A 19,266-nucleotide genomic window follows, 5' to 3' on the forward strand; every position below is an offset into this window, starting at 1 on the left:
GACTGGCGCGAGTTCCCGAAGGTCCCACGAAATTCACTCACCTTGGGTGATGATGTCGTCACCATCTGTACGTCGTCGAAGAAGGTCAGTCGTGAGTAGGTCCGAATCGCTCGCCGCGTATCTCCGCGCTCAGGCCCGGCGCCGCCTCGACCGTGTGGAGTCCAACGACGACGGGCGCAACGCCAGATGCGCGCTGGCCCTGCTCGACACCGCCGCGTACGCCGCCGGCCTGCCCGAGGACGACCCGATCATCCTCATGCTCGACCAGGCGGGCTGCTTCGGTCCGCTCGGCTGCGAGGAGTTCGACCCGGGCGAGGCCGGGGCCCGGCTGATCCGGTCGTGGACCGGCGGCGAGCCCCACGAGCTCCTGCTCGCCCTGCCCGCCGCCATCGAGGCAGCCGCCTCCGCCTGACGGCGCTCAGCCTGTGGTCAGGCCGTGGGCTCGTTCCCCGGCCGCCACTTGATGCCGCAGCCGATCGAGGCGCGCTGCTCGGCCGGGACGGGATCGCCCGCGAGCAGCGCGTCGATCGCCGCCCGCAGCGAGGAGCCGGTCACCGGGACGGAGTTGCCCGGGCGCGACCCGTCGAACTCCCCCCGGTAGACGAGCCGCAGATCGCCGTCGTAGAGGAAGAAGTCGGGCGTGCAGGCCGCGCGGTAGGCCTTGGCGACGTCCTGGGTGTCGTCCAGCAGGTACGGGAACGGGAACCCCGCGCGCCGGGCCTGTTCGGCCAGGTGTGTGGGATCATCGTCGGGGTAGTTCACGCTGTCGTTGCTGCAGATGCCCACCACCGACAGCCTGGAGCCGTAGCCCGCGGCCAGTGTGCCGAGGCCCGTCTCGATGTGCCGTACGTAGGGGCAGTGGTTGGACAGGAAGACCACGAGCGTGGCGGGGGAGCCCTTGAGGTCCGCGAGCGAGACGCTGCCGCCGTCGATGGCGGTGAGGTCGAAGGCGGGCGCGGGCGTGCCCAGGGGAACCATGAACGAATTGGCAGCCATGACGTTCATTCTCGTCGGCCGGGACGCCGGCGAAACAAGTCCAGGAGGTGAATGATGGCCGGCATCGCGGAGTTCCGCACGACGGTCCTCGACTGCCCGGAGCCGCGGGCGCTCGCCGAGTTCTACGCGCGCCTGCTCGGCTGGCCCGTCACGTACGAGGACGACAGCTGGGTGGTCGTCGAGGACGGCGGCTCGCCCAAGCGCCTGGCCTTCCAGCGCGTGCCCGGCCACCGGCCGCCGACCTGGCCGGAGGGCGATCGGCCGCAGCAGCTCCACATCGACGTCACCGTCACCGACATGGACAAGGCCGAGCGGCAGGTGCTGGAGATCGGCGCGACCAAGCACGAGCGGCAGCCGAGCGAGGACGACAGCTTCCGGGTCTTCCTCGACCCCGCCGGCCACACGTTCTGCCTCTGCCGCGACTGACCGGACGCCCGCCCCGCGCAGGCGGGGCGGGCCTTCGTGACGCCGGTCAGCCGGGGATCACTCCTCCTCGGGCACCGGCGGCGGCGCGTCGGCCTGCGGCCCGGCGGCCAGGGCGCCGCCGACGGCGCCGATGGTGTGCGTCAGCCGCACGCCTGAGCCGTCGCGGCGGCCGATCTCCTCCGGCAGCGGCACCGGCTTGCCCACCGCCGACACGGCCTTGGCGGGCGCGGGGCCGGCCCAGGCGAGCAGCAGCTCGTCCTCGCCCTTCAGGAACCGCTGGGCCCGCACGCCGCCGGTGGCCCGGCCCTTGGCCGGGAACTCGGCGTAGTCGGAGACCTTGCCGCCCCCGACCTGCGTGCCCGGCAGCGCCGTCGAGGACCCGGCCACGGTGACCACCTGCGCCGGACGCGAGGGGTCGACCACGCCGAACCAGATCACCCGGGCGCCGTCGTCGAGCCGGATGCCGGCCATGCCGCCGGCCGGCCGCCCCTGGGGGCGCACCAGCGAGGCCGGGTAGCGCAGGAGCTGGGCGTCGGAGGAGATGAAGACCAGGTCGTGGTCCTCGGAGTCGAGCTCGGCGGCGCCCACCACGGTGTCGCCGTCCTTGAGGGTGATCACTTCGAAGTCGTCGCGGTTGGCCGGGTAGTCGGGCACCACCCGTTTGACCACGCCCTGGGCGGTGCCGAGCGCCAGCCCGGGGCTGTCGGGGTCGAGCGAGCCGAGGCCCACGACCTTCTCGTCGGGCTGCAGCGCGACGAACTCGGAGACCGGATGGCCGCCCGACAACGTCGGCGGGTTGGCCGAGGGCGGCAGCGTCGGCAGGTCGACGACCTGGACCCGGATCAACCGCCCCAGCGACGTCACCACGCCCACCTCGCCGCGTACGGACGTGCGCGCCACCGACACCAGCACGTCGTGCGCCGAGCGATCGCCGTCGCCCGCCAGCGGAGCCGCGTCGGAGGTGCGGGCCAGCAGCCCCGTGGAGGACAGCAGCGCCCAGCACGGGTCGTCGGCCACCTGGAGCGACACCACCGGCGTGCGGGCCACGCCCGGCGCCTCCAGCAGCACGGTACGGCGCGGCGTGGCGTACTTCTTGGCCACCTCGGCCAGCTCGCCCGAGACCACCTGCCGCAGCTTCGCCTCCGAGGACAGGATCTCGGTGAGCGCCGCGATCTCCTCGCTCAGCGTCTCCTTCTCCTGGTCGAGCTCCAGCTTGTCGAACCTGGTGAGCCGGCGCAGCGGCGTGTCGAGGATGTAGGCGGCCTGGATCTCGGTCAGGTCGAAGACCTCCATCAACCGGGCGCGGGCCTGCGCCGAGTCGTCGGAGGAACGGATGACCTGGATGACCTCGTCGATGTTGAGCAGCGCGATGATCAGGCCGTCGACCAGGTGCAGGCGCTCCTCGCGCTTGCGCCGGCGGAACTCGGACCTGCGCCGCACGACCTCCAGCCGGTGGTCGACGTAGACCTGCAGCAGCTCGCGCAGGCCGAGCGTGCGCGGCTCGCCGTCGACCAGGGCGACGTTGTTGATGCCGAAGGTCTCCTCCATCGGCGTCAGCCGGTAGAGCTCCTCCAGGACGGCCTCGGGGATGAAGCCGTTCTTGATCTCGATGACCAGGCGCAGGCCCTTGTGCCGGTCGGTGAGGTCCTTCAGGTCGGCGATGCCCTGGAGCTTCTTGCTGGTCACCAGCTCCTTGATCTTGGTGACCACCCGCTCGGGGCCGACGTTGTAGGGCAGCTCGGTGACGATGATGCCCTTGCGCCGCGGCGTGATCTGCTCGACCGCGCACCTGGCCCGCATGCGGAACGTGCCGCGCCCGGTCTCGTAGGCGTCGCGCACGCCCTGGAGCCCGATGATCGAGCCGCCGGTCGGCAGGTCGGGGCCGGGCACGAACTTCATCAGCTCGTCGAGCGTGGCGTCGGGCTTCTTGATCAGGTGGCGGGCGGCGGCCACGACCTCGGCGAGGTTGTGCGGCGCCATGTTGGTCGCCATGCCGACCGCGATGCCGGTGGTGCCGTTGACCAGCAGGTTGGGGAACGCCGACGGCATGACCGTGGGCTCGGTCTCCTGGCCGTCGTAGTTGGGCTTGAAGTTGACGGTGTCCTCGTCGAGCGACTCCACCATGAGCATCGCCGCCGGGGCCAGCCTGGCCTCGGTGTACCGCATGGCGGCCGGCAGGTCGTCGGGGGAGCCGAAGTTGCCGTGGCCGTCGACCAGCGGCAGGCGCATCGAGAACGGCTGCGCCAGGCGCACGAGGGCGTCGTAGATGGCGCTGTCGCCGTGGGGGTGGAGCTTGCCCATGACGTCGCCCACGACGCGCGAGGACTTGACGTGGCCGCGCTCTGGACGCAGGCCCATCTCGCTCATGGAGTAGAGGATGCGCCGCTGCACCGGTTTGAGGCCGTCGCGAGCGTCGGGCAGGGCCCGCTGGTAGATCACCGAGTACGCGTACTCGAGATAGCTCTTGCGCATCTCGGAGGAGACGTCGATGTCGACGATCCGCTCCTCGAAGTCCTCAGGCGGGGGTGCAGTCGTACGTCGGGCCATGTCGAACATTGTGCCGAAGAGACTCGGGTGCCCGCGACTCGTCGGCGCGCCGCCCCGGCCTTGACCAAGCAATTGCTTGGGTCTTACCGTCGGAGGCGAGGACCCCGTCCCCCCGCCCCCGGAGGCTTCGCCATGATCGAGTTCCATCCCGTGACCAAGCACATCGGCGCCGAGGTCACCGGGGTCGATCTGCGCAAACCCCTCTCCCCGGAAGACGTCGCGACCCTGCGTGAGGGGTGGCTGCGGCACCTGGTGCTGTTCTTCCGCGACCAGCACATCGACGACGAGCAGCACCTGCAGTTCGCCCTCAACTTCGGCACGCTCAACCATCCGGCGTTCAAGAAGGACTCCGGCAGCCCGATCCACATCCTCGACCAGACCTCCCCGAAGGGCGAGGGCGGGGACGAATGGCACAGCGACAACACCTTCGAGCCCACGCCGCCGATGGGCTCGCTGCTGCGCTGCGTGCAACTGCCGAGCGTGGGCGGCGACACCTGCTGGGCCAACACCTACCTGGCCTACGAGACGTTGTCGCCGTCGATCCAGCGGTTGTGCGACGAGCTGACCGCCGTGCACGACATCACGATGTCGATGAAGAAGGCGATCTCCAAGGGGCACCCGTTCGACCTGGCCGAGATCCAGGCCAAATGGCCGCCGATAGAGCGCCCGGTGGTCCGCGTGCACGCCGAGACCGGGCGCAAGGCCTTGTTCGTCAACCGCGCCTCCACCACCCGCCTGGTGGGGCTGAGCGACCGGGAGAACGAGGCCCTGCTGCCGCTGCTCATCGACCACATCCGCTCGCCCGAGTACCAGTGCAGGCTGAACTGGCGTCCCGGCACGCTGGCCTTCTGGGACAACCGCCCCACCCAGCACTACGCGGTCGCCGACTACACCGAACGCCGCCGCATGCACCGCGTCACGATCAACGCCTTCCCCGAGCACGCGGACAAGGAGCGCCTCACAGCTTGAGCGAGACCCAGCCCGACGGGGCGAATTCCGGGCGGCGGCCCCGCCCCTTCGTCCGGGCCGGGACGCGCCGGTGGGCCGGTTCCGTCGGTGGAAGCTGGTAATAAGGGGGGCATGATTGAAGCCCCCGACGCGGCGATGCTGCGCGAAGAGGCCGAGGAGCGGCTGCGGGCCCTGGCCGGCGACCACGCCCGGCTGCGAGACGACCAGTGGTCCGCCATCGAGGCGCTCGTGCTCGACCGGCGCAGGGTGCTCGTCGTGCAGCGCACCGGCTGGGGCAAGTCCGCCGTCTACTTCGTGGCCACCGCCCTGCTGCGCGAGCTCGGCGAGGGCCCCACGGTCATCGTCTCGCCGCTGCTGGCCCTCATGCGCAACCAGATCGCCGCCGCCGAGCGTGCCGGCATCAGGGCCGTCACCATCAACTCCGCCAACCCCGAGGCGTGGGAGGAGATCTACGGCCAGGTCGCCGAGGGCATGGTCGACGTGCTGCTGGTCAGCCCCGAGCGGCTCAACAACCCCGACTTCCGCGACAACGTGCTGCCCGAGCTGGCCGAGAGCGCCGGGCTCGTGGTCGTCGACGAGGCCCACTGCATCTCCGACTGGGGCCACGACTTCCGGCCCGACTACCGCCGGCTCGCCACGCTGTTCGACGAGCTGCCGCCCGGCATCCCGGTGCTGGCCACCACCGCCACGGCCAACGCCCGCGTCACCCGCGACGTCGCCGAGCAGATGGGCGAGGGCACGTTCGTGCTGCGCGGCCCGCTGGAGCGCGAGAGCCTCCACCTGAGCGTCGTCAAGCTGCCCTCGGCCGAGCAGCGCCTGGCCTGGCTGGCCCAGACCCTGCGCGAGCTGCCCGGCTCCGGCATCGTCTACACGCTCACCGTCGCCGCCGCCCACGAGATCGCCGGCTACCTGCGCGAGCAGGGCCACGAGGTGGCCGCCTACTCCGGCCAGACCGACCCGGCCGAGCGGCTGGCCGCGGAGGAGGCGCTGCTCAACAACAAGATCAAGGCGCTGGTGGCCACGAGCGCGCTCGGCATGGGGTTCGACAAGCCAGACCTGGGCTTCGTCGTGCACGTCGGCGCGCCGCAGTCGCCCGTCGCCTACTACCAGCAGGTCGGCCGGGCCGGGCGCGGCGTCGAGCGGGCCGAGGTCATCCTGCTGCCCGGCACGGAAGACCGCGAGATCTGGGCCTACTTCACCTCCCTGGCCTTCCCGCCCGAGCCCGTCGTGCGCGCCACGCTCCAGGCGCTCGAACAGGGCGGCGTGATGTCCACCCAGGCCCTGGAGACCGCGGTCGACCTGAGCCGCAGCCGCCTGGACATGATGCTCAAGGTCCTCGACGTCGACGGCGCCGTGCGCCGGGTCAAGGGCGGCTGGGAGTCCACCGGCGAGCCCTGGGCCTACGACACCGAGCGCTATGCCCGCATCGCCGCCGAGCGCAAGGCCGAGCAGGACGCCATGCTGCGCTACCTGACCACCGACGAGTGCCGCGAGCAGTACCTGCGCAGGCACCTCGACGACGACACCGCCACGCCCTGCGGCCGCTGCGACAACTGCACCGGCCGCCACCGCTCGCCGGAGATCGCCGCCCAGGCCGTCGAGAGCGCCCGCGAACGCCTGAGCAGGCCCGGCGTCGAGATCGAGGCGCGCAGGCAGTGGCCCACCGGCCTGGCCGACCTGTCCGGCAGGATCAAGCCCGAGCTCGGCGCCGAGCCGGGCCGCGCGCTCGGCCGGCTGACCGACATCGGCTGGGGCAACCGGCTGCGCGAGCTGCTCGCCGGAGCCGACGGGCCGATGGCCGACGACATGTTCAAGGCCGTCGTCCAGGTGTTGTCGGCGTGGGACTGGCAGGAGCGGCCGGTGGCCGTGGTCAACGTGCCGTCGGCGACGCGTCCACTGCTGGTGCGCGGCTTCGCCGAACGGCTGGCGCAGGTGGGCCGGCTGACCTACCTGGGCGAGCTGGGCTACCGGGCGGGGTCACCGGGCCGGCAGTTCAACAGCGCCAAGCGCGTCCAGGCGATCAGGGGCACGCTGGCGATGCCGAAGGACCTCGGCGCCGCGATCGCCCAGTGCGGCGGCCCGGTGCTGCTGATCGACGACCGCGTGGACACGGGCTGGACGATGACCCTGGCGGCGGCCCTGATCCGGCACGCGGGCGCGCCGGCCGTGCTGCCGCTCGCGCTGGCCACCACGTCCTGACCGGCGGAAGGAAACCCGGCCGGGGCAGGGAAGGCCCGGCCGGGGAGCGGGTCAGAACGGCGGGCGCGCGCCCAGGTGCATGATGGCCTTGGCGGCGAGCCGGCACCCGGCGGCCAGCGACTCGGCCGGCGGCTTGCCGGCCAGCCACGGCGGCAGGAAACCGGCCGAGAACGCGTCACCCGCGCCCGTGCCGTCGACGATCTTGTCGACCGGCTCGGCGGCCACCCGGACCGGGTCGGGGCGGCCGTTGCTGAACCACAGCGCGCCCTCGGCGTTCATCTTGATGACGACCTGCGGGAACCACGCGGTGAGCACCTTGGCGGCGGCCTCGGCGTCGTCGCGGCCGGTCAGCACCTTGGCCTGGTCGATGTTGGCGAACAGCAGCTTCGCGCCGTTGGTCCATTCGAGGAACGGCTCGGCGCCCGTGCGCTCCAGCGGCGCCGAGGAGGCGCAGTCGACCGAGATCGACATGCCCGTGCGGCGCGCCATGTCGAGCGCCGCGAGACCGGCGTCGCGCGAGCCCTCGTTGACCAGCGTGTAGCCCGACAGGTGCAGGTGGGCGCCCGAGGCGAACAGGTCGCGCGGCAGGTCTTCTGGGGACAGGGCGGCGTTGGCGCCCGGGTCGGAGAGCATCGTGCGCTCGCCCTTGTGCGTGACGAGCACCACGCAGGTGCCGGTGGGCCGCTCGGGATCCATCACGAGCCGGGCGTCGACGCCGTAGCCCATCAGCTCCATGTCGCGGTTGCGGCCGGTGATGTCGGCGCCCCGGCGGCCGATGAAGGCCACCTCCGCGCCCTCGACGGCGAGCCACGAGGCGATGTTGGCGCCGGAGCCGCCGCCGTGCATCGTCACGATCGCGGGCGTGTCACTCGCCCTGGCGAGCGCGTAACGGGCGCGCGCGACCGCGTCGGTCATGAGATCGCCCACCACGACGACCCGCGTCATGATGCCACCACCTTGCTGCCTTCAGAACGACCCTGGCCACGGCAAAACTAACAGCTTCCGGGCTGTTCGTGGGGCTGACCCCGGACACCGGGCAGCAGTCGATGCACAAGCGTTGCCCAAGAGGCCCACCGGTCTTGGCATGTGGGATGCGGGTTTACGCTCGTGGCGTGGAGGCACAATATCCGGCTCACTGGGAGGCCGACGTCGTCCTGGCCGACGGGGGCACCGCTCACGTGCGCCCCATCAGGCCCGCCGACGCCGACCGTCTCCGTGCTTTCTACTCCCGTCTGTCGGCCGAGTCGATCTATTTCCGGTTCTTCGGCCCCCGGCCCCGGCTGTCCGACCGCGACGTCGAGCGCTTCACCAACGTCGACTACGTCAACCGCGTGGCCCTCATCGCCACCATCGGCGCCGAGATGGTCGCGGTGATCCGCTACGACCGCACCGAGCCGGGCGAGGCCGAGGTCGCCTTCCTGGTCGAGGACGCCCACCAGGGCAGGGGCGTGGCCTCCGTGCTGCTGGAGCACCTGGCGGCCACGGCCCGCGAGCGCGGCATCGAGCGGTTCGTCGCCGACGTGCTGCCCGCCAACATGAAGATGATGGGCGTCCTGCGGCAGGCCGGCTACACCGCGCAGAGCCAGTTCGCCGACGGCGTCGTCCGGATGACCCTCGACCTGACCCCTACCGAGACCTCGGCGGAGGTCACGACCTCGCGCGAGCACCGGGCCGAGTCGCGGTCGATCGCGCGCCTGCTGTCCCCGGGGTCGGTCGCGGTCATCGGCGCCTCGCGCGAGCCCGGCGGCGTCGGCCAGACCGTCCTGCGCAACCTGCTGGCGGCCGACTTCACCGGCCCGGTCTACCCCGTCCACCGCCAGGTGCGGGCCGTCGCGGGCGTGCGGGCCTACCCCAGCGTGACCGAGATCGACGGCGAGGTCGACCTGGCGGTCGTGGCCGTGCCCGCCGAGGGCGTCCTCGACGTGGTCAAGGAGTGCGCGGAGAAGGGCGTGCACGGGCTGGTCGTGGTCTCCTCCGGGTTCGGCGAGACCGGCGCGTCCGGCCGCGCCCGGCAGGACGAGCTGGCCCGCATCGCCCGCTCCTACGGCCTGCGCGTGGTCGGCCCCAACTGCCTGGGCATCGCCAACACCGACCCGGCCGTCAAGCTCAACGCCACGCTGGCCGCCACCGTCCCGGGGCGGGGCCGGGTGGGCTTCTTCAGCCAGTCGGGCGCGCTCGGCACCGCGCTGCTCCAGCGCGTGGCCCAGCGCGGCATGGGCATCTCGTCGTTCGTCTCGGCCGGCAACCGCGCCGACGTCTCGGGCAACGACCTCCTGCAGTACTGGGAGGAGGACTCCGCGACCGAGGTCATCCTGCTCTATCTGGAGTCGCTGGGAAACCCGCGCAAGTTCACCCGGCTGGCCAGGCGCATCGCGCGCAACAAGCCGATCGTGGTGGTCAAGAGCGGCGGCACCCCGGCCGGCCACTCGGCCGAGGAGCTCGGGCTGCCCGACTCCGCGATCAGCTCCCTGTTCGCCCAGGCCGGCCTGATCAGGGTCGACGACCTCATCCAGCTCTTCGACGTGGGCCAGCTCCTGGCCTACCAGCCGCTGCCCGCCGGGCCCAGGGTCGCGCTCGTGACCAACTCCGACGCCCTCGGCCTGCTGGCCGCCGACTCCTGCCTGGCGGCCGGCCTCGAACCGCGCCCGCCGGTCAACCTGGGCGCCGCGGCCGGGCCGGCCGAGTTCGGCGCGGCGCTGGCCGGCGAGCTGGCCGCCGACGAGGTCGACGCGGCCGTCGTGATCTACATGCCGCCGATCCCCGGCGAGTCGGACGAGGTGGCGGCCGAGCTGCTGCGCGTCTCGCAGGGGTCCGCCAAGCCGGTGCTGGCCACGTTCCGCGGGCATCTCGGCATGCACCCGTCGCTGCGCGTGCCCAGCGGCTCCGGCGGCACGCCCGCGCGGGGCTCCATCCCGTCGTACGCGGCGCCGGAGGAGGCGGTCAGGGCCCTGGCCCACGTGGTGCGGTACGCCACCTGGCGGGCGCATCCGGCCGTGCCGCCGCCCGAGCTCGACGGCCTCGACACCGCCCGCGCCCGCGAGCTGGTGCTGGCCGCGCTGGCCGGCGCGCCGGCCCCGGCGGGGGAGGAGCCGGGCGGGTTCGCCGAGCCGGGCCCGCCGGTCGAGATCGACGCCACCGAGCTGCTGTCGTCCTACGGGCTGACCGTCTGGCCCGCCGAGGTCGTCCGCTCGCCGGAGGAGGCCGTGGCCGCCGCCGAACGGCTCGGCTGGCCGGTGGTGCTCAAGGTGGCCGATCCGGGGGCCTCGCGTCGCGCGGGCACCGTACGCCTGGGGCTCACCGGTCCCGAGATGGTCCGTCACGCCTACGCCGAGTTCGCCGACCAGCTCGGCGAGGAGGTCGAGCTGGCCGTGCAGCGCATGGCGCCGCAGCCGGCCGTGCCCACCGTCGTTGGGGTCGTCGAGGACCGCGCGTTCGGGCCGGTGGTCTCGTTCGGGCTCGGTGAGGTGACCGCCCGCCTGCTGCTCGACCAGGGCTTCCGGCTGGCCCCGCTGACCGGCGAGGACGCCGCCGCCCTGGTGCGTTCCGTGCGCGCCGCCCCGCTGCTGTTCGGCCAGTACGGCTACCCGCCCGTCGCCGTCCCCGCCCTGGAGGAGCTGCTCGTCCGGGTGGGCCGCCTGGCCAACGACCTGCCGCAGGTGGCCCGGCTCGACCTCGACCAGGTGCTGGTGGGCGAGTCGGAGGTGCTGATCCTGGGCGCCCGCGCCACCCTGCGCACCCCGGCCGGACCACGCCTGGACGGCGGCCCGAGACGGCTCTCCTGACCGCGCACCCAATGTCGTTCATGTCTAGACAAAGACGTTCATAGAGCGTTATGTCTGGCGGGTGAGTGCACTGCGCGGCCCTGGCAGGATGGAGGCATGAGGGAAACCCGAGTCTCAGCCGCGGGCCTGCGTGAAGCGATCGAGCGCAGCGGCTACTACCCCGACCTCGTCACCGATGCGGTCGAATCCGCGCTGGGCAAGGAGGCCGTGACCGCGTTCGTGGTCCACCACGAGGCCACCTTCGATCCCGCGATGGAGGTCCGCAGGCACGTCACCGTCCTGGTGCTGTCGACGACGAGGCTGCTGGTCTGCCACACCGACGAGCACCCGGCGGTCGAGGGCGTCTCAGCCTCCCACGCGTCCACGACCACCGAGGCGGTCCGGCTGAGCCGCGTGCAGTCGGTGGCCGTCACCCGCGTGGTGCCCGACCCGGCCTCCTACGTGCCGGGCGTCCCGCCCACGGAGGTCACCCTCACCATCGGCTGGGGCGCGATCTCCCACGTCGACCTGGAACCCGCCACCTGCGGCGACGAGAACTGCGACGCCGACCACGGCTACACCGGCGCGATCACCGCCGACGACCTGTCGCTGCGGGTCAGCGAGGCGGCCGACGGCCCCGAGGCGGTCACCCACGTGCTGGCCTTCGCCAAGGCCCTGTCCGAGGCCACCGCCCGAGCCGCCGCCTGACCACCACGGCCCGCCGTCCGGCTCCTCGCCCGGCCCCACCGGGCCGCCGTCAGGGCCGCCGTCAGGGCCACCGCCAGAGCCACCGCCAGAGCCGCCGCCCGACCACCCCCGGCCACTAGGATGTGGGGATGCTGCCGGACTACGGCGCCAGGTCGCTGGCGGACCTCCCCGGTTCGCTGCTGGCCGCCCTCGGCCTGACCGAGCCCAACCCGCTGGCCCTCGACCCCGCGGCGCGCGTCTGCCTGCTCCTGGTCGACGGCCTGGGGGCCGAGCTGCTCCGCGCCCACCCCGAGACCGCCCCCTTCCTGTCCGCCCTGCCCGCCCGCACCCTCACCGCCGGTTTCCCCGCCACCACCGTCACCAGCCTGTGCTCGCTCGGCACCGGCCTGACCCCGGGCGAGCACGGCATGGTCGGCCTGACGCTGGCCGTCCCCGGCACCGGCCACCTGTTCAACTGCCTGCGCTGGACCCTCCCCGGCGGCCGCACGATCGACCCCGAGGAGTGGCAGCCCGCCCCCACCGTCTACCAGCGAGCCGCGGCCCAGGGCGTCGACGCCGTCTACGTCGCCCCCGCCGAGTTCGAGAACTCCGGCCTGACCAGGGCCGTCTACCGCGGCGTGCGCTACGTGCCGGCCGACGGCGTCGACGACATCGTCGCCCGCGTCGGCGAGGTGCTGCGCGCCGCGCCCCGCGCCCACGTCACCGCCTACTACGGCAAGCTCGACGCCGTCGGCCACATGTCCGGATGGGGTGGCGAGGAGTGGCTGGCCGAGCTGGCCGTCGTCGACGGCCTGGCCCGGCGGCTGGCCGAGTCGCTGCCGCCCGGTTCGGCCCTCTACGTCACCGCCGACCACGGCATGGTCAACGCCACCGAGAAGCTCGACGCCGAGCGTGTGCCCGGGCTGACCGAGGGCGTGGCGCTGCTCGGCGGCGAGGCCCGGGCCAGGCACGTCTACGCCGAGCCCGGAGCCGCCGGGCACGTCCTGGAGGCGTGGCGGGCGACGCTCGGCGACCGCGCCTGGGTAGTGTCCAGGCAGGAGGCGGTCGAGTCCGGCTGGTTCGGGCCCCGGGTGCGCGAGGCGTGGCTGGGCCGCATCGGCGATGTCGTGGCCGTGCCCCGTGCCGGCCTGGCCGTCACCGCCCCCACCCGTCATCCGATCGAGGCGCTGTTCACCGGCTACCACGGCTCGCTGACCGCCGCCGAGCTCAACGTCCCGCTGCTGGAGGTATCCACCCGATGAGTGCGCTGATCACGCCCGCCGAGCTCGCCGCGCTGCCCGACGTGTCCGTGCTCGACGTGCGCTGGCGGCTCGGCGGCCCGCCCGGCGTGGAGCTCTACCGCGAGGGGCACCTCGCGGGCGCCGTCTTCTGCGACGTCGACGCCGACCTCGCCGCGCCCCCCGGCCCCGCCGGCCGCCACCCGCTGCCCGGCGCCGAGGAGTTCCAGCGGGCCATGCGCGCGCTGGGCGTCTCCGACGGGCGTCCGGTCGTGGTCTACGACGACACCGGCTCCACGACCGCCGCCCGCGCCTGGTGGGCCCTGCGCTACTTCGGCCATCAGTCCGTACGCGTGCTCGACGGCGGTCTGGCGGCCTGGGCCGAGGCCGGCCTGCCGGTCACGAAGGACGAGCCCGAGGTCGCGCCGGGCGACTTCACCGCCAGGCCCGGCGGCATGCCGACGCTGACCGCCGACGAGGCCGCCGCGGTGGCCGCCGAGGGCGTGCTGCTCGACGCCCGCGCCGCCGAGCGTTACCGGGGCGAGGTCGAGCCCGTCGATCCGGTGGCCGGGCACGTGCCCGGCGCGGTGAGCGCGCCCACGACCGGAAACCTCGACGCGGGCGGCAGGTTCCTCGCCCCCGCCGTCCTGCGCGACCGCTTCGCCGGGCTGGGCGTGCGCGAGGGCGTCCCGGTGGGCGCCTACTGCGGGTCGGGGGTCACCGCCGCCCACGAGGTGCTGGCCCTGGAGCTGGCCGGCGTGCCCGCGGCCCTCTACGTCGGCTCCTGGTCGAACTGGGTCGCCGACCCCGCCCGCCCGGTGGCCACCGGCTGACGCCCGGACGCGGTCAGCCGGCCGGACGGACCGGCCGGTCGCCGGCCCCGAAACAGACGAACCCCAGCAGGCCGGTCTTGGCCGACGCGCAGGCCAGAGCCGCGTCCGGCGCCTGCCCGGCGGCCAGCAGCTCGTGGAAGGCGCCCATCATGGCCATCGCGGCCTCGTCACCGATGGGCACCATCCCCGCCACCACGCACGAGCTCCCGCGCGCCAGGAACGTGCCCGGCAGCCCCAGCGGCGCCCCCTCCGCCGGCGTGCGGGCCATGCCCGAGTTGCACGCCGACAACACGACCAGCTCCGGCGCGCGGTGCAGGCCCAGCAGGTCGTAGGCCATGAGCTGCCCGTCGCCGAGGGTGATGCCGGACAGCAGCGGGCTGCGGGCGTGGAAGGCGCCGTGCGCGGCCAGATGGAGGACGTCGGCCTCGCCGAGCGCCGTCAGCACGGCGTCCCGGCGGCCGGGCACCGCCCGCGCGCCCGGGTGGCAGGCCAGCACGCGGGCCACCTCCTCCTCGGCGTGGGCCAGCTCGGGACCGGCCGCCGCCATCACCAGCGGCGCTCCCTCCCGCAGGCGGGCCCGCCGCCGCGCGCCCACCCACGCCGCCGCGCTCGCCGCCACGCTCACGGGACGCTCCCGCAGCCCCGGCAGCGCGCCCCAGGGCAGGGTGTGCAACGGCCCCACCGGCACCACCACCAGCGGCCGGTCTCCCAGCTCGGCCACGAGCGGCCCCAGCAGCAGCCGCTCCAGCTCCGCGCCGGCGCCGGTCAGCTCGGTGAGCGCCTGAGCGGGGGCGGCGACGTCGAGCCCGGCACCCCACTGACGCAGGGTGTGACGCAGCCGCATGATCGCCTCACGCGCCTGCCGCACGCCGCCCAGCCGCCGCAGGACCAGCCGGTCGGCGGTGATCAGCACCGCCAGCAGCGTCTCCTCGTCGGCCACGAACTCCACCAGCGCCGCGCCGTCGAGCGCCGCCCGGACCCGGTCGATCTCCACCAGGCCGCACGCGTGTTCCGGCGCCGCGACCGCGCGCCACCGCTCGGCCCACTCGAACACCTCGCCCGCGCACCCGTCGCGCACCGCCAGGCCCAGCCCGAAGGCGGCCAGCCGCTCGCCGGACCGGGCCGCGTGCGCCCGCAGCGCCGGATCCTCGAACGTCTCCACCTGCCCGCTCACCTCGGCCAGCCCGTCGCGGACCGCCCGCAGGGCCCCCGTGACGTCCTCCCGCAGCGCCGCCTCCAGCGCCAGGGCGTGCTGGCGTACGGTCACCGGGATCTGCGCGAGCTGCGTGGGCTGCGGCTCGGGGGCCAGTGAGGTCAGGTGGGTGCCGGCCGGCATCCAGCGTTCGGCGCGCTCGGCGTGCCGGGTGAGCCTGCGCAGCTGGGCCGAGGCCACCGGATGGTCGTCGACGGCGAGCGCCGCCTCGGCCGCGCTCAGCCGCAGCGCCGCGGCGGCGGCCACGTGCGAGGAGACGTCCTCCAGCTCGTCGGCGCACTTGATGAGCTCGCTGACCAGCTCGGACGTGACCGGCCCGAGCGCCAGCCGGGCGCGCAGGACGACCTCGCCGGCCAGCGGCAACCACGTCAGCCGCTCCTGCTCGGCCAGCTCGCGCGCCGCCTGCTCGGCCACCTGCCGGGCCCGGTGGGGGTCGCCGGTGAGCAGCTCGACCTGGGCCAGCTTCAGCCGCGCCTCGGCCAGCGCCACCTGCGCGCCGGAGGACTCCAGGTCGGGCACGGCCAGGCTCAGCATCGCCCTGGCCTCGCCGGGCAGGTGGGCCGCCAGCAGCGCGCCGGCGAAGTCGGCCCGCATCGTGGCCAGCCGCTCGGGGAAGCCGAACAGGGTGTCCTCGGCCTCCCGGTAGTGCTCGAACGCGCCCGCGATGTCCCCCCGCCGCACGGCGAGGAACGGCAGGTTGGCGGCCGACAGCCGGGCCAGGTGGCGCAGGCCGGCGTACTGGGCGATCTGCAGGCAGGCCGCGATGTCGCGCATGGCGGCGTTCCAGTCGCCGCGGTAGGCGTGGATCAGGCCGCGGTTGAGCAGGCCGCCGGCCAGGAAGCGCCGGTCGTCGACCGTGCCGGGCGCGGCCACGAGGGCCCGCAGCGACCGGTCGCAGGCGGCGATGGCCTCCTGGTGGCGGCCCAGGTGGGCCAGGGCGACCGCGCGCTGCGTGTCGAGCTTGGCGCGGTCGAGGGGCGACAGGTAGGCCCAGGCCAGGGCGGCCACGCGCAGGGCCTGGAGCGGATGCCCGCGCTCGGTGCGCACGGTGACCAGCGACAGCCGCGCCTGGGCCCGGCGGTCGGCCGGGACGCCCGGGATGGCGATGGCCTGCCGCAGACAGTGTTCGGCGCTGAGGAGATCGCCCAGCTCGCGGGCGGCCAGCGCCATGGCGCGCAGCGCGATCGCCTCGGCCTCGGGCGCCTCGGCCCGGCGGGCGGCGGCCAGGACGGTGCGGCCGGCGTAGAGGGCCTGCTCGGGATCGACGTGCGCGCGCAGCACGGCGGCCTCGGCCGCCTCGACGAGCGGACCGTGGTCGGCTGCTGATCCGGGTGGGGGAGAAGTGACGCTCATGGCGGGCTGACCGGCGGGGAGGAGGGGTGGGGACGTACGGCTCGGAGGAGTGCGCAGACGGCGGCGTCACGGCCGGATGCGCACCCACCTGGTCTGGACGGGGGCATGACCGGGACGGTGGCACACGATGCTCAGCCACCCGGGCGGCAGCCCGGTGGCGGCGAACCGGCCGTCCTGGGCGACCTGCCGGGTGAGGGTCAGGTGGGGGGTGCGCACGTCGATGGCGGCGCCCTCCCCGGGATCGGGAAAGATCTGCCCGGCGACGTCGATCAGCCCGTCGCCCACGGTCACCTCCAGGTCGAAGGTGAGACCGTCGGTGACGAACCGCACCAGATGCGAGCCGTCGTCGCGGTCGGGCGCCCCGGACCGCGCCGCCCGGCCGCCGCCGTGGTCGGCGGGGTTGGCGGTCACCGCCTGGGGGACGCGCAGCCCGTAGATGTCACGCGCGGCGGCCGACACGTGCCCGGGCATCGGGTCCATGCCGGCGGCCAGCCGGAGCGCCGCCAGGAAGTACTCGTCGTTGATCATTGCGCTGTCTCCTGTAGTGAGAGCAGAGTGCGCAGTTTCTCCAGGCAGCGGGCCCTGGTCGGCCCCACGCTGCCCACCGGCAACCCGAGCCGCATCGCCATCTGCTGGTTCCCCAGATCGGTCGCGACCAGCTGCAGCAGCGTGCGGCAGGGTTCCTGCAGGGCGGAGACCGACTTCCACAGCAGCCGCCTGCCGTCGGCCTCCAGCACGGCGGAGGCGGGGTCGGGCTCCTCGACGGCCCCGAACGTGGGCCTGCCCTCCGGATCGGCGACCAGCAGGCCCGACGGCTCCTTCCGGAGCAGCAGGAGCGCCTCACGGCGGGTGGTGGTCATCAGCCAGCCGCCCACCCGCGAGGGGTCGCGGATGTCGTGCATGTGCTGGAGCAGCCGCAGCCAGGCGCCCTGGACCGCGTCGGCGGCGTCGGCCTCGCCCAGCCCGCACGAGCGGGCCAGCGCCCACATGCGCGGGCCGAACCGGGACTCCAGCTCGTCCCAGGCGGATCGGTCGCCGTCGGCCGCGTCGCGGAGCAGCTCCGCCGGATCGCGCAAGTCGCTCATGCGGCCTCCTTTCGTCCCGCACGGGGAGGTCATCCTGCCTCACCGTGATTGGCCGAGGACTGAGCGTAAACTCTACAGACTCGTGGGTACGAGAACTCCCAGATCGGGAATTTGCCGGGACTGCCGGGGGTCGAGCAGTCGTTCGACCGCTTCCTTGGCCGGTTCGCGCCGGGCGGCGTCGGCCACGGCCCCCGACACCAGCGCGGTGGCGAACGACGTGCCGCTCCAGGCCGCGTAGCCGGCGAACTCGCCGACGTCCAGGAAGCTGCTGGTCAGCCAGTCGCCTCGGGCGCAGGCGTCGACCCAGGTGCCGTACCCGGAGAAGGGCGCGCGGCGCTCCTGGGCGGCGTCGAGGGCCGCCACGCCCACCGCGCACGGCAGGGCGGCGGGCCAGAACGGCCGGTCGGAGGCGGTGTTGCCGGCGCAGGCCACCGTCACCGTGTCCTTCAGCGCGCCGATGGCGTCGGCCAGCAGGGGCGGCGGCCGGTCGTCGAAGGAGTGGCAGCCGAAGGAGAGGTTGAGCACCTGGGGCGGGTCCTCGCGCATGCGGTGGAGGGTGCGCACCACGGTCGCCTCGTCGCCCAGGCCGTCGCCGTCGAGCACCCGGCGGACCCGCAGCCTGGCGCCCGGCGCCCGGCGGGCCAGCAGGCCGGCGACGAACGTGCCGTGCCCGGCCTGCGCCCCCTGGGCCGCGTCGGCGCTCTCCGGGCCGAGCCGGGCGTACCAGTCGCTGCCCGACCACCACGGGTGCTTGGCCACGCCGGTGTCGAGCAGGGCCACGACCACCTCCGAACGCGACCTGGCCGGCCTGAAGGCGACGGGCGGCGTGGGGAACGGCCGGGACGCCGGCCCGCCGAAGAACAGCGGCTGGCCGGTGAGCACGTGGTTGGGCGAGGCCCGAAAGCCCCGGTCGCGCAGCTCGGCGGTGATCTCGCACGGGTCCACCCCCGCCGACAGGTGCAGGACGGTGACCCCGTCGGCTTCGGAGACCGCCTGCGTCCAGCGGGCGGCGGCCGACACCGCGCCCCGGTCGACCAGCACCTGACCTGGCCGGATGAACGCCTCGCCGACAGATTGCATGTCCATGAGGCGGTTGTTTCCCCGCCCGCCACAACTGTCACGTGACACGCCCGCACCAACTTGGTATGGCCCCCCTCTGGTGTCCGATGGCGACCGACGGTAGTCTCTCCCTAGTCACTTGTGATCATCCCGGGGCGAGGCCGTTGGGGAAGGCGCACCTCGTACCGAAACGGGAGGTCCGGTGTCTGCTCGTGGCGTGCTTTACGTCCACTCGGCTCAGCCCGCGCTGTGCCCTCACATCGAATGGGCAGTCGCGGGTGTCCTCGGCGTGCCCGTTGATCTGACGTGGACACCCCAACCAGCGGCGCCGAACGTCGTGCGCGCGCAGGCGGAGTGGGAGGGCCGCGCCGGCATCGCGGCGGCCATCGCCTCCTCCCTCATGGGCTGGCAGCGCCTGAGATTCGAGATCACCGAGGATCCCTCGCCCGGCGTCGACGGCTCCAGACACGCCTACACGCCGACGCTCGGCGCCTTCACGGCGGTCATCGGCGCGGCCGGGGACATCATGATCCCCGAAGACCGGCTGCGTGCCGCCATGATGATGGCCGCCCAGGGCCGGTGCGTGCTGGAGGACGAGCTCGACAAGCTGCTCGGCCGGCCGTGGGACGAAGAGCTGGAGCCCTTCAGGTACGCCGGCGACGGTGCTCCCGTCCGCTGGCTGCACGCCGCCGTCTGACCCGCTCCACCTCCCGCCCAGCGCCTGCCGGGGGCGCCCCGCGGCACGCACGTCATGCCCTGGGGCCGGCCGGCTTACCGGACGACGGAAAGGCCCCGCACCGGGTCTGGTGAAGTCAAGGGGTCGTCGCAACACTGATTGATCAACTGGCTGTTGCCAGGAGCTTGGTGAGACGCTCGGCTGGGGTTTCCCAGCCGAGCGTT

General features: G+C 73.7%; 16 protein-coding genes. 9 read left to right on the plus strand and 7 right to left on the minus strand.

Translation table 11 applies throughout. The features are described from left to right. Nucleotides 1-91 precede the first annotated feature (91 nt). Nucleotides 92-412, plus strand: a complete 321-nt coding sequence (locus AB0J71_RS22445; protein WP_352327652.1) for a hypothetical protein — start codon at nt 92-94, stop codon at nt 410-412. Nucleotides 413-429: 17 nt separating this feature from the next. On the opposite strand, the gene AB0J71_RS22450 is transcribed toward AB0J71_RS22445, so the two are convergent. Beyond that, nucleotides 430-996 (minus strand): thioredoxin family protein, encoded by a 567-nt coding sequence (locus AB0J71_RS22450; RefSeq protein WP_352327653.1) that lies wholly within the window; start codon nt 994-996, stop codon nt 430-432. A 51-nt stretch (nt 997-1,047) separates the two neighbouring features. Between AB0J71_RS22450 and AB0J71_RS22455 the strand changes: the two genes are divergently transcribed. Next, a complete protein-coding gene (locus AB0J71_RS22455; RefSeq protein ID WP_352327654.1) occupies nt 1,048-1,422 on the plus strand; it encodes a VOC family protein in 375 nt (124 codons plus the stop codon). Nucleotides 1,423-1,479: 57 nt separating this feature from the next. Here AB0J71_RS22455 and AB0J71_RS22460 read toward each other — a convergent pair whose 3' ends face one another. Further along, nucleotides 1,480-3,978, minus strand: a complete 2,499-nt coding sequence (locus AB0J71_RS22460; RefSeq protein ID WP_352323629.1) for a DNA topoisomerase IV subunit A — start codon at nt 3,976-3,978, stop codon at nt 1,480-1,482. A gap of 123 nt (nt 3,979-4,101) precedes the next feature. Here AB0J71_RS22460 and AB0J71_RS22465 point away from each other — a divergent pair, with 123 nt between their 5' ends. Together AB0J71_RS22465 and AB0J71_RS22470 are read left to right on the plus strand one after the other, a co-directional pair. Further along, nucleotides 4,102-4,938: a TauD/TfdA family dioxygenase gene (locus AB0J71_RS22465; RefSeq protein ID WP_352323630.1), complete on the plus strand. Its 837-nt coding sequence runs from the start codon at nt 4,102-4,104 to the stop codon at nt 4,936-4,938. Between the two features lie 111 nt (nt 4,939-5,049). Further along, complete coding sequence (locus AB0J71_RS22470; protein WP_364415806.1) at nt 5,050-7,137, plus strand: RecQ family ATP-dependent DNA helicase; 2,088 nt, start codon at nt 5,050-5,052, stop codon at nt 7,135-7,137. Between the two features lie 51 nt (nt 7,138-7,188). Here AB0J71_RS22470 and AB0J71_RS22475 read toward each other — a convergent pair whose 3' ends face one another. Next, nucleotides 7,189-8,082, minus strand: coding sequence for a sugar kinase (locus AB0J71_RS22475; RefSeq protein WP_352323632.1), 894 nt, complete (start codon nt 8,080-8,082; stop codon nt 7,189-7,191). A gap of 167 nt (nt 8,083-8,249) precedes the next feature. Between AB0J71_RS22475 and AB0J71_RS22480 the strand changes: the two genes are divergently transcribed. The 4 genes from AB0J71_RS22480 to AB0J71_RS22495 all read left to right on the plus strand — a co-directional run bounded on the left by AB0J71_RS22480 (nt 8,250) and on the right by AB0J71_RS22495 (nt 13,656). Continuing rightward, nucleotides 8,250-10,919, plus strand: a complete 2,670-nt coding sequence (locus tag AB0J71_RS22480) for a GNAT family N-acetyltransferase (RefSeq protein ID WP_352323633.1) — start codon at nt 8,250-8,252, stop codon at nt 10,917-10,919. Nucleotides 10,920-11,015: 96 nt separating this feature from the next. Then, the gene (locus AB0J71_RS22485) at nt 11,016-11,606 is read left to right on the plus strand and encodes a DUF5998 family protein (RefSeq protein WP_352323634.1); all 591 of its coding nucleotides are present in this window, start codon (nt 11,016-11,018) and stop codon (nt 11,604-11,606) included. A gap of 128 nt (nt 11,607-11,734) precedes the next feature. Continuing rightward, nucleotides 11,735-12,847 (plus strand): nucleotide pyrophosphatase/phosphodiesterase family protein, encoded by a 1,113-nt coding sequence (locus AB0J71_RS22490; protein ID WP_352323635.1) that lies wholly within the window; start codon nt 11,735-11,737, stop codon nt 12,845-12,847. After that, on the plus strand, nt 12,844-13,656 hold the full coding sequence (locus tag AB0J71_RS22495) for a sulfurtransferase (protein WP_352323636.1): 813 nt from the start codon (nt 12,844-12,846) through the stop codon (nt 13,654-13,656). Before AB0J71_RS22490 ends, AB0J71_RS22495 begins: the two co-directional genes overlap by 4 nt. Nucleotides 13,657-13,669: 13 nt before the next feature. On the opposite strand, the gene AB0J71_RS22500 is transcribed toward AB0J71_RS22495, so the two are convergent. The 4 genes from AB0J71_RS22500 to AB0J71_RS22515 form a co-directional block, all read right to left on the minus strand. After that, on the minus strand, nt 13,670-16,222 hold the full coding sequence (locus AB0J71_RS22500; protein WP_352323637.1) for a CHAT domain-containing protein: 2,553 nt from the start codon (nt 16,220-16,222) through the stop codon (nt 13,670-13,672). Between the two features lie 66 nt (nt 16,223-16,288). Further along, nucleotides 16,289-16,750 carry a hypothetical protein gene (locus AB0J71_RS22505; protein ID WP_352323638.1) on the minus strand — a complete coding sequence of 154 codons (462 nt, stop codon included), beginning with the start codon at nt 16,748-16,750 and terminating at the stop codon, nt 16,289-16,291. Next, the gene (locus AB0J71_RS22510; protein ID WP_352323639.1) at nt 16,747-17,307 is read right to left on the minus strand and encodes a sigma-70 family RNA polymerase sigma factor; all 561 of its coding nucleotides are present in this window, start codon (nt 17,305-17,307) and stop codon (nt 16,747-16,749) included. Before AB0J71_RS22510 ends, AB0J71_RS22505 begins: the two co-directional genes overlap by 4 nt. Nucleotides 17,308-17,379: 72 nt before the next feature. Continuing rightward, complete coding sequence (locus AB0J71_RS22515) at nt 17,380-18,393, minus strand: S8/S53 family peptidase (protein ID WP_352323640.1); 1,014 nt, start codon at nt 18,391-18,393, stop codon at nt 17,380-17,382. Nucleotides 18,394-18,568: 175 nt separating this feature from the next. Between AB0J71_RS22515 and AB0J71_RS22520 the strand changes: the two genes are divergently transcribed. After that, the gene (locus AB0J71_RS22520) at nt 18,569-19,063 is read left to right on the plus strand and encodes a DUF3145 domain-containing protein (RefSeq protein ID WP_352323642.1); all 495 of its coding nucleotides are present in this window, start codon (nt 18,569-18,571) and stop codon (nt 19,061-19,063) included. The last annotated feature ends 203 nt before the right edge of the window (nt 19,064-19,266 follow it).

It is taken from the genome of Nonomuraea sp. NPDC049637 (genome assembly GCF_040675235.1).
In the GTDB taxonomy this organism is placed as follows: Bacteria; Actinomycetota; Actinomycetes; order Streptosporangiales; family Streptosporangiaceae; genus Nonomuraea.

Excerpts from the sequence above, each read along its gene's own strand:
- AB0J71_RS22450 (WP_352327653.1), bottom strand. The coding sequence starts at position 996 with ATGGCTGCCAATTCGTTCATGGTTCCCCTGGGCACGCCCGCGCCCGCC.
- AB0J71_RS22455 (WP_352327654.1), top strand. The coding sequence starts at position 1,048 with ATGATGGCCGGCATCGCGGAGTTCCGCACGACGGTCCTCGACTGCCCG.
- AB0J71_RS22460 (WP_352323629.1), bottom strand. The coding sequence starts at position 3,978 with ATGTTCGACATGGCCCGACGTACGACTGCACCCCCGCCTGAGGACTTC.
- AB0J71_RS22465 (WP_352323630.1), top strand. The coding sequence starts at position 4,102 with ATGATCGAGTTCCATCCCGTGACCAAGCACATCGGCGCCGAGGTCACC.
- AB0J71_RS22470 (WP_364415806.1), top strand. The coding sequence starts at position 5,050 with ATGATTGAAGCCCCCGACGCGGCGATGCTGCGCGAAGAGGCCGAGGAG.
- AB0J71_RS22475 (WP_352323632.1), bottom strand. The coding sequence starts at position 8,082 with ATGACGCGGGTCGTCGTGGTGGGCGATCTCATGACCGACGCGGTCGCG.
- AB0J71_RS22485 (WP_352323634.1), top strand. The coding sequence starts at position 11,016 with ATGAGGGAAACCCGAGTCTCAGCCGCGGGCCTGCGTGAAGCGATCGAG.
- AB0J71_RS22490 (WP_352323635.1), top strand. The coding sequence starts at position 11,735 with ATGCTGCCGGACTACGGCGCCAGGTCGCTGGCGGACCTCCCCGGTTCG.
- AB0J71_RS22495 (WP_352323636.1), top strand. The coding sequence starts at position 12,844 with ATGAGTGCGCTGATCACGCCCGCCGAGCTCGCCGCGCTGCCCGACGTG.
- AB0J71_RS22500 (WP_352323637.1), bottom strand. The coding sequence starts at position 16,222 with ATGAGCGTCACTTCTCCCCCACCCGGATCAGCAGCCGACCACGGTCCG.
- AB0J71_RS22505 (WP_352323638.1), bottom strand. The coding sequence starts at position 16,750 with ATGATCAACGACGAGTACTTCCTGGCGGCGCTCCGGCTGGCCGCCGGC.
- AB0J71_RS22510 (WP_352323639.1), bottom strand. The coding sequence starts at position 17,307 with ATGAGCGACTTGCGCGATCCGGCGGAGCTGCTCCGCGACGCGGCCGAC.
- AB0J71_RS22515 (WP_352323640.1), bottom strand. The coding sequence starts at position 18,393 with ATGGACATGCAATCTGTCGGCGAGGCGTTCATCCGGCCAGGTCAGGTG.